Origin of the sequence: Metabacillus endolithicus (assembly GCF_023078335.1) — a bacterium.
Taxonomy (GTDB): Bacteria; Bacillota; Bacilli; order Bacillales; family Bacillaceae; genus Metabacillus; species Metabacillus endolithicus.
Map to the genome: position 1 here is coordinate 4,865,151 of NZ_CP095550.1, position 14,511 is coordinate 4,879,661.

Consider the following 14,511-nt stretch of genomic DNA (forward strand, 5'->3'; position numbering starts at 1 on the left):
CTTCTTATGTTTATTGTTTAACTTGTCTATACATCCAATCAATCATATCCTTGTTATCGTAGGCTGGTACCCAAGAAGCATGATTATAGCCTAATTCTGCAGGATACTCTGTATATATAGGGTTTCCTCCAGCTTCTTTTATTGCCTCAATAGCATTTCTTGTATGTGAAACAGGAATTACTGCATCATCTTCAGCATGAAAAGCCCATATTGGTTTATCTTTTAAAACATGTACTGTCTCAGGATTTCCACCGCCTGCAATTGGGACCATAGCAGCAAAAAGATCAGGGTATGCAATATTCAAATTAAATGTTCCATATCCTCCTTGAGAAAGTCCTGTTGAATATAGTCGATTTTGATCAATATTGTAATCATGAATCACTTTTTGTAAGATATTGTAGGCTTTTCCTAGATCCTCTGAAAATTCGAATACACTGGACAAATCGATAATATTATCCGAATTCCGAGTAATTCCAAATCCACCGTCATGTTGATTTCTTGCCTGTGGTGCAAGAACAAAGGCTGGATTCTTGGATTGATTTTCAGGTGCAGCCCATATAACAGCGCCATCATTTGCAAGCAATTGTTTCTGATTATCGTTTCCTCGTTCGCCACCCCCATGAAGAAAAAGAACAAGCGGGTAAGAAACAGAAGGATCATAGTTTTCTGGAATATAAAGACGATAAGGCATGTTATTATAGTCTAACTCTAGAAACTTATCAGCAATATCCTCTCTATTTACAAAATAGTAATTGAATGTGACCACCTCGCTACTAGTATTTCCTTTATTTCTTGTAAGTGCTTTTTCGTTAACATTACCACGAAAAGCAAAAGCCTTAATTGTTACATCTTTATTGATTGCAATGGGCTCAGAATACAAAATACTGTTTTTAGTAGGTATACTACCATCTGTTGTGTAATAGATTTTAGTCCCCGGAGTACTAGTTGATAAGGTAACGAGCTGTTCCTTGTAATATTGACCAGAATTGTGCGAGGTAGACGGCGGTTGTACAACACCATTAGCTGGGTTGTTGTCTGCAAATACTGAAAGAGAGAAAAGGAAGAACATAGAGAGTGTGACTACAATAGTGCTAATGAAAAATTTTAGTTTTCTTTTTAACAAAAAATCTCCTCCTATTTTTCAAGATTAAGATTCAGAATTTTTTGGTAACGGTTACATCGTATAATGAAGAATTTTAAGCTGTCAATATAAATCTTTTTATCATGCTAGTGAAAAAAGTGGATTTTTCTTGTTAGAATAAGGATTATACATACTACAAAAAAATTTAATTGATAGAGATGAGATTTATTTGAGGAGGTTTGACATGCTATATGAAAACTTTAAGGAGTTTTCCTTGGAAGATCAATTAGACTGGTTTAAAGCTACGCTCCACTCCATTCATGATGGTGTTCTAGTGATAGATTCTAAAGAGATTGTTAAATTAATTAATCCTGAATATTCGCGTATAACAGGAGTACAACCTAATGAAATTATTGGAAAACCTCTTCGGTTAGTTCGTCCAAAAGCACAATTAATTGAAACGTTAAAAGACGGAAAAGAACGAATTGGGGTTTATCGTAAAGAAGGATCTGTGGAATATGTTGTTGACATGGCACCAATTATATTAAACAACGAAATAATTGGAGCTGTTTCGATTTGTAAAGGCTTAACAGAAGTTCATAAGCTCTCAAAAGAACTTGAGAAAAACAAGCAAAAACTAACTCAATTGAAAGAAAGAATGGACATCTTATATCAAGCTAAATATACATTCGACCAAATTATCGGTTCGGAAAGCGGACTGAAAGGAGTTGTTCACTTAGGAAGAAAAGCTGCTGAATCTAATTTACCTGTATTAATTATCGGTGAAAGTGGAACAGGTAAAGAACTATTTGCTCAAGCAATTCATAATGCAAGTTCTCGTGCAGAAAAGCCATTTATCCCAGTGAATTGTGCGTCTATCCCAGAATCGCTCATTGAAAGTGAGCTTTTTGGATATACCGAAGGTACTTTTACAAGTGCTAAAAAAGGTGGAAAGCTAGGTTTATTTGAAATAGCAAACTCGGGTACAATTTTTTTAGATGAAATAGGTGAGTTATCTTATGATCTTCAAGCCAAACTTTTACGAGTTTTACAGGAAAAAACACTTAGACGTGTAGGTGAAGCAGGAGAAAGACAAATAGATGTTCGTGTAATTGCTGCAACAAATCGTGATCTAAAGCAGCTTATAGAAAAGAAACGATTTCGTGAAGATTTGTATTTTCGGTTGAATGTATTGCACCTTGATATTCCGCCACTTCGTAAAAGGAAGCAGGATATTCCCGACATTATTGATTTAATTTTACACAAGCACAACCTACATTCTGAAAGTGAACGGTATTATCGATTACACCAATCAACCCTTGCCATTCTAAAAGCTTACGATTGGATCGGAAATGTACGAGAATTGAAAAATACAATTGATTATGCCGTATGCATGGCAGACGAAAGAGATATTCTACCTGAACATTTACCTAGTAGCTTTCATGGAGAAAATATTAGTATCTCAAAAAAAAATTCTAACTATCTTTTAAAAGCCGCTGTTGAGGAGACAGAGAAAAATATCATTACAGATGTTTTGCAAAAACATGGTTCTGAACTGGAGGATAAGAAAAAAGCAGCTAAGGAACTTGGGGTGTCTTTAGCAACGCTTTATAACAAAATGAAAAAGTATCAACTATATGATTTCTAAATAATTAGAAAAGAACTTGTGTTTATTCTAAGGATTTAGAATAACAGTGTTCACAACTGATTGACGATCAAATGAGGTTTATTGCTTATTTAGAATTCTAAAAATTTAGAAACTCACTTTTTAAAAACGCTTTCATTAAGCGTTTTTTATTTTGGCATGGAAGTTGCATAAGTAATGATGTAACTGAATTTACAGGAAGGATCGGTCTAATATTTCAAGATTAATAAATTGCGTCAAGAATAATTAATAAAAAACTAAAAAACAATTTTTTGTGTACTTTTAGTCTTTATTGGGGTGAAAAAAATGTTAAAGATCGGAAGTGGAGCTGGATTTTCAGGAGATCGACTTGAACCCGCCGTTGAACTGGCTCAAAAAGTAAACCTGAATTATTTAGTACTAGAGTGTTTAGCTGAAAGAACAATCGCCATTGCACAGAAAGAAAAGAGGAAAAATAAAAATAAGGGTTACGATCCTCTACTTGTTGATCGAATATCTGCCTTATTACCAGTATTGGATAAAAAACGATTTCGAATCGTAACAAATATGGGAGCGGCCAATCCAATGGCTGGTGCTAAAAAGATTATTGAGATTGCAAATGAAATGAATATTTCTTGTAAGGTCGCAGTTGTATCAGGTGATGATGTGATACAAGAGCTAGATAGTGAAAATGAAGTCCTTGAAAACACAAATAAGGTTAGAGATTATCAAGTAATCTCAGCTAATGCTTACTTAGGAGCCAAGGCACTTTTACCAGCTTTACAAACTAAAGCAGATATTATTATTACAGGACGTGTTGCTGATCCATCATTATTTCTTGCGCCGATGATCGATTACTATGGTTGGTCACTAAATGATTATGAAACATTAGGGCAAGGTACTGTGATTGGACATTTACTTGAATGCGCTGGTCAAATTACAGGTGGCTATTTTGCGGATATAGGAGAAAAAGAAGTTGATAAGTTAGCAGACATAGGTTTTCCATATGCAAGTATTGAGAGTGATGGAACAGCCATTATTTCAAAGACTCCTGACTCAGGTGGTGTAGTAAATTTACGAACAGTTAAAGAGCAACTACTATACGAGGTCCATGATCCAACTCAATACCTAACACCAGATGTAACAGCAGATTTTTCTAAAGCTGACTCAACTAGCTGAAAATGAAGTAAGGGTAGAGGGGGGAAAGGTACGGAAAAGCCTAGTGCTTATAAAGTATCTATTGGGTATGATGCAGGTTATCTTGGTGAAGGAGAAATTTCTTATGCAGGTTCAACCGCTGTTCAAAGAGCCAAGATGGCGGAGTGTATATTAAATAAAAGACTTTGTCAAAAGATACAAGACTTAAGGATTGATCTGATTGGTCTTTCCTCCGTTCATCGTACAAACTTAGGAAATGATCAACCTTATGAAGTAAGATTACGAGCAGCTGCTCTTTGTAAAGATATAAAAGAAGCTCACAGTATTGGAAATGAAGTAGAAGCACTATACACTAATGGACCGTATGGAGGCGGTGGTGCAAGAAAAAGAGCGACAGAATGTTTAGGTGTTGTTTCAACTTTTATAGAAAGAAATTTAGTTGATAAAAAGATACAAGTGGAGGTTATAACGCATGAAAGGAAAGAAAATCAAACTATATGAGGTAGCACATAGCAGAGCAGGTGATAAGGGGAATACCTCTAATCTTTCACTTATCCCATTTAAGGAAAGTGACTTTGATTGGATAGGTCAGGTCGTAACTGTAGAAAGAGTAAAGGAGCATTTTAAAGACATTTTTTACGGTGATGTAATTCGTTATGACATACCATCTATTAAATCCTATAATTTTGTTTGTAAAAATAGTTTACTAGGAGGGGTAACGACCTCTCTTGCACTAGATACTCATGGGAAAAGTTTGAGTAGCGCTTTATTGGAAATGGAAATTCCTTTATTGAATGAATAGGAATGTAATTAGCGGTTTGTAAGCGCTTAAATACGTTAGGAGGAATCATATGTTAGCGACCTTAGGATTTTTAACGATCGGCGTTTTCTTATTATTGATTTTAACGAAAAGAGTATCGGTTATTGTCGCGTTAATTGTTGTTCCACTTGTATTTGCTTTAATAGGAGGGTTTAGTTCCGATATTGGAACTCTTATGTTAGAAGGAATTCAAAGCGTAGCTCCAACAGGAATTATGTTAGGATTTGCCATTTTATTTTTTGGTGTAATGAATAATGCTGGATTATTTGATCCTATTATTTCAAGAGTATTAAAGTTGGTAAAAGGAGATCCATTAAAAATTGTTATTGGTACAGCGGTTATTGCTATGGTAACTCATCTTGATGGATCTGGAACTTCCACATTTTTAATTACAATACCAGCTCTTTTGCCTTTATATGATAAATTAAAAATGAATCGACTTGTTCTAGCAGGTGTTGTTGCATTAGGTGCTGGAGTAATGAATATTATGCCATGGGGCGGGCCAACTGCAAGAGCTGGCAGTGCATTAGAATTAGATCCTGATTTATTTTTTCACCGCTTATACCAGCAATGATAGCAGGAATAATTTGGGTGCTTTTTGTTGCTTATATTCTTGGTAAAAAAGAGAGAAGACGATTAGGTGTTACCGATATGGAATATGATTATGATCAAGAGCTTTCGGATGAAGAAAGAAAAATGAGAAGGCCGAAATTATTTTGGATTAACCTTGTTATTACCATCCTAACAATTGTTGCACTTGTAAAAGTTTGGCTTCCTCTACCAATAGTGTTTATGGTTGCATTTGCTATTGTGTTACTTATTAATTATCCTAAACCAAATGATCAACAAGAACAAGTCAAGAGTCAAGCACTTGGAATGGTAACTGTTGTATCAATTATATTTTCAGCTGGAATTTTTACTGGCATTCTAAGTGGAACAGGTATGATCGAAGCAATGGCATTAGCTATGGTTAATATAATTCCTGAGGGGATTGGGGGATCAATGGCTATAGTTATTGCAGTGATTAGCATGCCAATCAGCCTTCTTTTTACACCTGATGCATATTATTTTGGTGTATTGCCAGTATTAAGTCAGTCAGCTGAAATATATGGAGTTGCACCGATCGAAATGGCCAGAGCTTCCATCTTAGGACAAATGACTACTGGTTTCCCATTAAGTCCTTTAACGGCTTCAACCTTTTTATTAATTGGTTTAGCAGGGGTTGAATTAGGGGATCATCAGCGCTTTATTTTTAAATGGGCATTTGGCACAACAATTGTGATGGCCATTGTCGCCCTTATTATTGGTGCGATTTGAGAACTAAAAAGCCAACTACTTCAGTTGGCTTTTTTAACTAGGTTCATATTAAGTACCTACCTCACAGCCACAATTGACTTCCGTTTATACAATAATGACCCAATCACAAACGTAACAATTCCCCAAATAACCATAATAGCAATTCCAGCCCATATTGAAGCAGTAAAGAGACTCGTTTCATAAACCATGCTCTCTCTTAAGCCTTCAACAAAGTAGGTGAGTGGCAAAATATTTGAAATTGGTCGAATCCATTCTGGCATTGTTTCTATTGGGAAAAAAACGCCACTTAAAAACATCATAAGAAAGTTTGCAATATTGGCTACTCCCATATAGGCTTCTGTCGTTTTGCTGAAGGAGGAAATAAAATAGCCAACAGCTGTAAAAGAAAGAGTACCGAGTAAAAAGACAATTAGCAGAGTTGGAAAATTGATAAATAAGTTAGCACCAAAAATAAAGACTCCAATTAGAGATAGTAAAATAATCTGAACAACACTAAATAATACCCGCATGACCATATCACTTAGACCAAAAAGATTCATATTAGCTGGAGTCATTTGTAGACGTTTAATTAAACCTTTACTGCGCATCTCCACTAATCCAACCATTCCAAACATTCCACCTTGAGCAATTGCCAATGCAATCATTCCGGTAAGTAGAAAATCTGTATAACTTAATTCAGCATTACCTGATGAAATGGCTTCTGTTTGTAATTCAAAAGAAGGTGTTACACCTGAAGCTACTAGGTTTGCTTGTTGAACAAATTGATTTAGCATACCTGTAAGAGCTTGTGATGTTGCTCCTTGTTCATCTTCTTTGTTAACAACAAGTCTTATGAAAGAGGCATCAATTGATTCTGGTAGGACAATCGCTGCATCCACTTCTTTATTTTTTACCAATTTGTCAGCTTTTTCTCGTGTTACAGGGTCTTCTGTTTCAAGCTCAAGTACATCTAGCTTAAGTATTTGCTCAAGCATCATGTTTGAGGTAGGATTAGGATTTTCATTAACAATTGCAACACTTGCTGAAAACTCATCATCAGAGCTACCACTGAAAATAGACATAAAGATAACCATTAAAATAACAGGAAAAAAGATGCCCCAAAACCATGATTGTTTTTCTCGAAATGTTAATTTTAATTGTGCAATAAACATTTGTTTAAATTGATTCATCCTAATCCCTCCATTCTTTTCCAGTGAATTCGATAAATACATCTTCTAAACTCATTTCTCTAATGGAAACCTGTTCAACACGATAATTCTTTTCTTTTGTAAATGCGAATAAGTCATAAAGTGTATCTTCTGGATTGGCTGTCCATAGTTTTAAGGATGATTCTTCACGTTCAGTACGGGTAACTGATTGGAGAGTTTGCGAAAATGTATTAGCTTCTTGAGCTGCTTCTTCTCCATCAACAAACGATAACCTGACTTCTCTTTCTTTTGTTAATTTTTCAATGAGGGCAGATGGTGTGTCTAATGTGATAACTTTTCCTTGATCTACTATGCAAACTCTGTCACTTAATTTTTCAGCTTCTTCCATATAATGCGTTGTTAAAATGGTTGTTTTGCCAAGTTGTTTTAACTGTAAAATAATATCCCAAATATTTCGTCGTGCTTGTGGATCTAGGCCTGTTGTTGGTTCATCCAGAAAGATGATGTCAGGATCACTTATCATCGCAAGGCCAATCGCTAGACGTTGACGCTGTCCACCAGAAAGCTTTTTTACATGATTTTTGCGGTGATCAGTAAGATTAACAAGATCTAAAATTTCTTTTGTAGAGCGGGCCTTATCATAAAAAGTAGCAAAAAGATTAAGATTTTCCTCAGGTGTTAACAAATCAAACATTGCACTTGACTGCGGCTGTACACCAATTTTCTTTTTAATCTCTGTTCTGTTTTTTTCCCAGTTTAGTTCCCCATACATAATTTCACCTGAATCAGGAGTTACCAAGCCTTCAATCATTTCTAATGTTGTTGTTTTGCCCGCGCCGTTTGGACCAATAATGGTGAATACTTCACCAGCTTGAACCGAAAAGCTAATGTCTTGAACGGCATGAACAGAACCAAATGATTTTTTCAACTGCTTTACCTCTAACACCGTCATTTTTTCTCCTCACTTCCTTGGAAACTATACCCATTTACTAGTACGCTATTCTCTTTAAATAGTTTCATCATTTTATAAATTTATTGATTACTGTTTTTTCTATAACAACTCAAAAACTCTTAGTTTATAATAATTTTAAGAAGAAATATAATGGTTGACATAATGGAGGAGCAGAGAATGGAAAAGGTAAAATCAGTGATATTGGACGGAGAGGAAATCCACGTTTTTAATAGTGCCATTTATCTTTTTGAAACTAATACAACGGTTACACTTGAATTAAACGTAATTGTTAGTGAAATAGTCACCAATAAATATAAACATGTTGACAATCTTATTGTTGAAATAGAATTAGAAGATGGAAGAATGATAAATTCGATTATGAGTGTGACCGTTATGCAAGGGAGGTTACCACAATTACATATTTTTTGTGACATCGATGATTTAGATGAGTATAAAGGTCTTTCAATTTTGAACGAAAACAATTCCTCGTTTCCGGATATTGAAGAGGGAATCACGTTAGAAGAGATAAGAAAAGTGGAAATGCCTCTTGAAGATATCACTTTAAAATTGAAGCTTCCAATTGAACAAGTTGAATGGTTAAGGAAACTAAAGAAGAAGGAAGTAACTGATATGATGGAGGAGTTTTTAATCTATTATAGAAAAAATGAGTAGAAGGGGACAAATCCAACTTAATAAGGTGTTTTCTACTGTTTTTCCAAATTTTAAGGAAGAGGTATAAAATGGAACCCGATGAATATTTAGAACCAAAAAACTCAAAAGTGGAATTTAACCTGAAAGAAATTACACCAATTATTGCATTATTTTCACTTTTTCTTGCAGTATTAATATTTGTTTTTATTAAATTAGAATTAATAACTATGGAACACTATTTTTCTTTCGAAAACCCTTCTAAACTAGTGTTAAGCACGATTATTACTTCTATAGGCTTAATAATAGTTGGTATCGTGTTAACATTGATCATGCCTGCAAAATTTATTGATGAAACGAATAAAACATTTCAACATGAATCCTTATGGACGATAATGATTAGCATGTTGGTTGTAGTTTTGTTTGAGGAACTATTGTTTAGGGGAATTGTACAAAACTTTATTTTTCTAATTCTTAAAAATGAATGGTATGCAATAATTGCAACAGCGGTATTTTTTGTTATTTATCATAAACGATATTTTAAAAAGCCGCTCATGTTGTTAAATATCACTCTTCCTGGTTTGGTACTTTGCTGGATTTATTTTTATCATGATAATATTATTGTTCCGTTTATCATTCACTACACGATGAATATAGCATTAACATTAATGTTTAAATATAATTTAATCAGGTTAAGGAATTGAATTAAGGCAAGATTTATGGTTAAAATAACTTTCACTAGAAATAGGATATCTTAAAATTAAAATTAAAACTAAAACGAGACAAATTTTTGGAAAATCATGATAAATATATGACACATTTTCTAACCTCCGTCATATATTAACTTCTGTGTGAGAAATTTAACATAGGAAGGAAAGTTTAACATGAACAATCAACAAACAACTATTTCTATTAAGAATGACTACAAAGACGGAGGAAATGGATACAAAGTTATTGAAGTAAATATTTCCAATACATCAGATAACTTATATGCTGTTGTAACACCTGTTAACAAAATGTAAAAAAATAAATAAGCAGTCTTTTTTGAAAGTATAGAGTATACATAGAAAAGACTGCTTTGTTGTGCATGGAATGGTCCGAGGTTTGCTGTAAAATCGTTGTAATTGCATAAACAGATTAAATCTATAGTTAGCGAAACTTGATTTTAACCACAAACCTATAGATATAGAAAAGGATGGGAAAAGAGAACATGATGTTCTCATTTTTCCCATCTTTTTTATTGAACGAATTTAGAAATTTCTACTTTCTTCAGCAGCCATTGCTTCAGCTTTCGTTCTATGCACTGTTCCAAACGGATGCTCTGGTGGTGCGTAAATCGAGTAAAGCTTAAGAGGTTTATTTCCCGTATTTGTGAGATTATGCCATTTTCCGGCGGGTACCATTATCGCAAAATCATCAGAAACTTTTCTTACATAATCCAATCGATCTTTTCTGTCACCCATTTGTACAAGTCCTTGACCTTCTTCAATTCTCAAGAATTGATCTGTATTCGGATGATTTTCTAATCCAATGCTATCTCCAACATCAATACTCATTAATGTGACTTGAAGTTTGTTACCTGTCCATATTGCTGTACGAAATGTTTTGTTTTGTTTTGTGACCTTCTCAATATCTACAACAAAGGGGTTTCTGCCATAGTCTTTTCTCTGATTCGCACGGTCTTCAAGTAAATTCCGGAATATTTGCGCATTAACTTGCTGAGCATTTGTCTTCAACCATAAAATATTCTGCATAATAGGATCTTGATTAAGTAAAGAGTGATTTCGATCTTCGAAATAACCTTCAGCTTCAAAAGCCTTTTCCAATCCTTCTTCGTAACTTAGAAAAGGAATTTCAACAATTTGATAAAGAGGCTTTGTTCCAGTAAGGTTTATATACAAATTGGTGAGTTGATTGGTGGATGCTTTTTTTCCTTCTAACGCATAAAGAATGTCATTTCTGTGGTTTTCATCTGTAGCTGATTTTGCCAACCTCATATAAAGGTCAATTGTTGAAGCACCTTTTTTAATTTCATCTAGGAGAATCGACATTACCTGATAATTGTATTCTTGAACATTTCTTGTTAAAAATCCAGAGTGGTAATAAGGATAAGGTTCATACATTTTTCTCAGTCCTTTCAATAAATTTACAACATTATCATATGCCTATGTGTTAAGAGTGTACTTCTTTTTATTGTCCTAATTGATTTGTCTGGATGGATATTTTTAGTTCGTTACATACTAAAAATAAAAAGAAAGGAGAATTATTATGAAAGAAACAAAACATACAAAAGAAGAGTATAGATCAACTAATGAACACGAATTTTCAGAAGAGCTTTCCGATGGAGGAGAGCGAAACGAAATTATCACAATACAACAAAATAATGAATCTTTAAAGGAGTCAAAATAGATGGATGAGTTAAAGCACTATGTTCAAATCATTAAACAAAATCTTGAAACATTGAGTGCTCCAGATTATGAAGGAAAAGATGAGGAATTGATGAGACAGCAAGAGGAATTAGAAAAAGTTGAACATCATTTTTTATCGGAAATCAATTCATCAGAAAGCTTTGATCAAATTGTAAACGCTGCAGTTAAGTGTGCTTCAAATGAAATCTCGTTAGATGAGTTAGAAGATGAATACAATCTATTAACAAAATAACATCCTGAGGGGTGTTTTTTTGACTTTTTACTCAACTGAGTTTTGTAAATTTTATTGCAATAGGTCTTTTCTTTACTTTCTTCCATATTTATTACTGAGCAAATATTACCGCTGATATTCCAATGGGAGGAATACATTTTGAAAGCAATTGTTCAGTACAAATACGGTTTACCAGAGGTTTTAAACCTAGAAGAAGTTGAAAAACCAACCCCTAATGACCATCAAGTTCTGGTGAAAATACATGCAGCTTCCGTTAATTTTGGGAATCTTGTCCTTTTAAAAGGAAAACCGTACATCACTCGATTTTTTTATGGAGTATTAAAGCCAAAGCATCCAATTCCAGGTGGTGACATCGCAGGTTGTGTTGAAGCTGTGGGTTCAAAAGTAACTCAGTTTAAACCAGGAGATGAGGTATTTGGGGATTTATCCTCCTCTGGCTGGGGGGCATTTGCCGAATATGTTTCAGCTCCGGAAAGCTCATTAGAACAAAAGCCTGTAAATATGAGCTTTGAAGAAGCAGCTGCAGTTCCAATGGCAGCAGTAACTGCCCTGCAGGGATTGAGAGATAAAGGGAAAATTGAATCAGGGCAAAAGGTACTAATATATGGAGCCTCTGGTGGTGTAGGAACATTTGCTGTACAAATTGCTAAAGCATTTGGTGCTGAGGTAACAGGTGTGTGCAGTACGAGAAATAAAGAAATACTACGAACGATAGGTGCTGACAACATAATTGATTATAAAAATGAAGGTATTGATAAATACAGGGAGTATTTTGATCTGATCATCGGGGTAAACGGACATCAACCATTATCTGTTTATAAGCGAGCATTAAAACGTCATGGAATCTTTGTTCACGTTGGTGGGGCTGAATCTCAACTGTATCAAACAGCTTTACAGGGAGGTTGGATATCTTTTATAGAAAAAAAGAAAATGAATGTCTTTTTGCAAAGAGCTAATCAAAAAGATCTGATATTTATAAAAGATTTAATAGAATCTGGTAAGGTAAAAGCAGTGATTGATCAGCAATTTGAATTAAGTGAAGTACCACAGGCTTTAACCTATTTTGCCGAAGGACACGCTCAGGGAAAAGTCATTATAACCATTTGAGATAGTAATATTTATTTTTAAAATACAGAAATAATATTTAATGAAATATACGGCTATAATTTACTATGAAAATCCTATTCTTTGTCTCTTTTAAATATGAATTAGTATAATAATTTTTCAAATAAGAAGAAATATATTGATTATTTAGTCAATTAGAAGTAACCTAGTTATATCATTCTTTAATACGTCAAGAGAAAGGAGATTGGAATGATGGAAATGCGTAGTAACATGATTAAAAAGGGATTTGACCGTGCACCGCATCGTAGCTTACTTCGTGCGGCAGGTGTAAAAGAAGAGGATTTTGATAAACCGTTTATCGCGGTTTGTAATTCATATATTGATATTGTACCTGGACACGTACATTTACAAGAATTCGGTAAAATTGTAAAAGAAGCAATACGTGAAGCGGGTGGAGTACCATTTGAGTTTAATACAATCGGTGTAGATGATGGAATTGCAATGGGACATATTGGAATGCGCTATTCCTTACCAAGCCGTGAAATTATTGCAGATTCTATTGAAACTGTTGTTTCAGCACACTGGTTCGATGGAATGGTTTGTATTCCAAACTGTGACAAAATCACACCAGGGATGATGATGGCAGCATTACGTCTTAATATCCCTACAGTATTTGTAAGTGGTGGCCCGATGAAGGCTGGTGTGACAAGTGATGGGAAAAAAATCTCACTTTCTTCTGTATTTGAAGGAGTAGGTGCCTACCAATCTGGTAAACTAGATGAAAAAGGTTTAACAGAGCTTGAGCAATTTGGCTGCCCAACATGTGGTTCTTGTTCAGGTATGTTTACAGCGAACTCCATGAACTGTTTAGCTGAAGCACTTGGATTAGCTCTTCCTGGTAACGGAACGATTTTAGCCGTGGCGCCTGAGCGTAGAGAGTTTGTAAAACGTTCTGCAAAACAATTAATGAATCTTATTAAGGACGATATTAAGCCTAGAGATATCGTAACAGAAAAAGCAATTGATAATGCTTTTGCACTTGATATGGCATTAGGTGGATCAACAAACACGGTTCTTCACACATTAGCTTTAGCACATGAAGCGGAAATTGAATACCCAATTCAACGTATTAATGAAGTGGCAGCACGTGTTCCACATTTATCTAAGCTTGCTCCTGCATCAGATCATCATATTGAGGATTTACATGAAGCTGGTGGTGTATCTGCTGCATTGTATGAGCTTTCTAAGAAAGAAGGAGCTCTTCATCTTGATACTTTAACTGTTACGGGCAAAACCCTTGGGGAAAACATCGCTGGCTGTGAAATAAAAGACCATGGGGTGATCCGTCCTATTGACAATCCACATACTGAAAAAGGTGGACTTGCTGTTTTATTCGGAAACCTTGCTCCAGACGGTGCCATCATTAAAACAGGTGGTGTACAAAACGGAATTACTAGCCATGAAGGACCTGCAATTGTGTTTGAATCACAAGAAGAGGCAATCAATGGAATTGTAAATGGTAAAGTAAAAGAAGGACATGTAGTGATTATTCGTTACGAGGGACCAAAAGGTGGACCTGGTATGCCGGAAATGCTTTCTCCAACATCTATGATTGTTGGAATGGGACTTGGACCAAAAGTTGCACTTGTAACAGATGGTCGTTTCTCAGGAGCTTCTCGTGGATTATCGATCGGACATGCTTCACCTGAAGCGGCAGAAGGCGGTCCACTAGCATTCGTTGAAAATGGTGATCACATCGTAATTGATATTGAAAACCGTACAATGGATGTTCAAGTAGATGATGAAGAATGGGAAAAACGTAAAGGTAACTGGAAAGGCTTTGAACCAAAAGTGAAAAAAGGCTATCTAGCTCGTTATTCCAAACTTGTAACATCTGCTAGTACCGGCGGTATTATGAAAATCTAATATGCATAAAGAAGGGGTCCAGAATGATTTCATTCTGAACCCCTTTTCATCTATGTAAATGTTAGTAATGACTAACAGTAAGATAATTGAATAATTAATATAAAATGAATA

General features: G+C 34.8%; 13 protein-coding genes and 2 pseudogenes. 11 read left to right on the forward strand and 4 right to left on the reverse strand.

The features are described 5' to 3' along the window. Positions 1-10: 10 nt before the first annotated feature. On the reverse strand, positions 11-1,123 hold the full coding sequence (locus MVE64_RS24720) for a chitobiase/beta-hexosaminidase C-terminal domain-containing protein (RefSeq protein WP_247342040.1): 1,113 nt from the start codon (positions 1,121-1,123) through the stop codon (positions 11-13). 202 nt (positions 1,124-1,325) lie between these two features. On the opposite strand from MVE64_RS24720, the gene MVE64_RS24725 reads away from it, so the two are divergent. The 4 genes and pseudogenes from MVE64_RS24725 (at position 1,326) to MVE64_RS24740 (ending at position 6,000) form a co-directional block, all read left to right on the forward strand. Continuing rightward, complete coding sequence (locus MVE64_RS24725; protein WP_247342043.1) at positions 1,326-2,729, forward strand: sigma-54 interaction domain-containing protein; 1,404 nt, start codon at positions 1,326-1,328, stop codon at positions 2,727-2,729. Positions 2,730-3,032: 303 nt separating this feature from the next. After that, positions 3,033-4,364: pseudogene (locus MVE64_RS24730) on the forward strand (acyclic terpene utilization AtuA family protein). Continuing rightward, positions 4,336-4,665 carry an AtuA-related protein gene (locus MVE64_RS24735; RefSeq protein WP_247342044.1) on the forward strand — a complete coding sequence of 110 codons (330 nt, stop codon included), beginning with the start codon at positions 4,336-4,338 and terminating at the stop codon, positions 4,663-4,665. The pseudogene MVE64_RS24730 and the gene MVE64_RS24735 overlap by 29 nt, the downstream one beginning before the upstream one ends. A 49-nt stretch (positions 4,666-4,714) precedes the next feature. Beyond that, a pseudogene (locus tag MVE64_RS24740) lies at positions 4,715-6,000 on the forward strand (CitMHS family transporter). A 56-nt stretch (positions 6,001-6,056) separates the two neighbouring features. On the opposite strand, the gene MVE64_RS24745 reads toward MVE64_RS24740, so the two are convergent. Together MVE64_RS24745 and MVE64_RS24750 are read right to left on the reverse strand one after the other, a co-directional pair. Next, positions 6,057-7,169 carry an ABC transporter permease gene (locus tag MVE64_RS24745; RefSeq protein WP_247342047.1) on the reverse strand — a complete coding sequence of 371 codons (1,113 nt, stop codon included), beginning with the start codon at positions 7,167-7,169 and terminating at the stop codon, positions 6,057-6,059. 1 nt (position 7,170) lies between these two features. Next, entirely contained in the window at positions 7,171-8,100 is a 930-nt protein-coding gene (locus MVE64_RS24750) for an ABC transporter ATP-binding protein (RefSeq protein ID WP_247342050.1), read from the reverse strand. Positions 8,101-8,277: 177 nt separating this feature from the next. On the opposite strand from MVE64_RS24750, the gene MVE64_RS24755 reads away from it, so the two are divergent. The 3 genes from MVE64_RS24755 to MVE64_RS24765 all read left to right on the forward strand — a co-directional run bounded on the left by MVE64_RS24755 (position 8,278) and on the right by MVE64_RS24765 (position 9,770). Next, the gene (locus MVE64_RS24755) at positions 8,278-8,772 is read left to right on the forward strand and encodes a hypothetical protein (protein WP_247342052.1); all 495 of its coding nucleotides are present in this window, start codon (positions 8,278-8,280) and stop codon (positions 8,770-8,772) included. A 68-nt stretch (positions 8,773-8,840) separates the two neighbouring features. Then, positions 8,841-9,452: a CPBP family intramembrane glutamic endopeptidase gene (locus MVE64_RS24760; RefSeq protein WP_247342055.1), complete on the forward strand. Its 612-nt coding sequence runs from the start codon at positions 8,841-8,843 to the stop codon at positions 9,450-9,452. Positions 9,453-9,632: 180 nt separating this feature from the next. After that, the gene (locus MVE64_RS24765) at positions 9,633-9,770 is read left to right on the forward strand and encodes a hypothetical protein (protein ID WP_162987311.1); all 138 of its coding nucleotides are present in this window, start codon (positions 9,633-9,635) and stop codon (positions 9,768-9,770) included. A gap of 228 nt (positions 9,771-9,998) precedes the next feature. Here the strand turns inward: MVE64_RS24765 and MVE64_RS24770 are convergent, their stop codons facing one another. After that, on the reverse strand, positions 9,999-10,871 hold the full coding sequence (locus MVE64_RS24770; RefSeq protein ID WP_247342057.1) for a cupin domain-containing protein: 873 nt from the start codon (positions 10,869-10,871) through the stop codon (positions 9,999-10,001). A 145-nt stretch (positions 10,872-11,016) separates the two neighbouring features. On the opposite strand from MVE64_RS24770, the gene MVE64_RS24775 reads away from it, so the two are divergent. The 4 genes from MVE64_RS24775 (at position 11,017) to ilvD (ending at position 14,400) form a co-directional block, all read left to right on the forward strand. Next, positions 11,017-11,157 (forward strand): hypothetical protein, encoded by a 141-nt coding sequence (locus MVE64_RS24775; protein WP_247342059.1) that lies wholly within the window; start codon positions 11,017-11,019, stop codon positions 11,155-11,157. Next, entirely contained in the window at positions 11,158-11,409 is a 252-nt protein-coding gene (locus MVE64_RS24780) for a YnfE family protein (RefSeq protein WP_247342062.1), read from the forward strand. Positions 11,410-11,547: 138 nt separating this feature from the next. Further along, positions 11,548-12,516 carry an NAD(P)-dependent alcohol dehydrogenase gene (locus MVE64_RS24785; RefSeq protein WP_247342065.1) on the forward strand — a complete coding sequence of 323 codons (969 nt, stop codon included), beginning with the start codon at positions 11,548-11,550 and terminating at the stop codon, positions 12,514-12,516. A gap of 207 nt (positions 12,517-12,723) precedes the next feature. Then, a complete protein-coding gene (gene ilvD, locus MVE64_RS24790) occupies positions 12,724-14,400 on the forward strand; it encodes a dihydroxy-acid dehydratase (RefSeq protein WP_247342068.1) in 1,677 nt (558 codons plus the stop codon). The last annotated feature ends 111 nt before the right edge of the window (positions 14,401-14,511 follow it).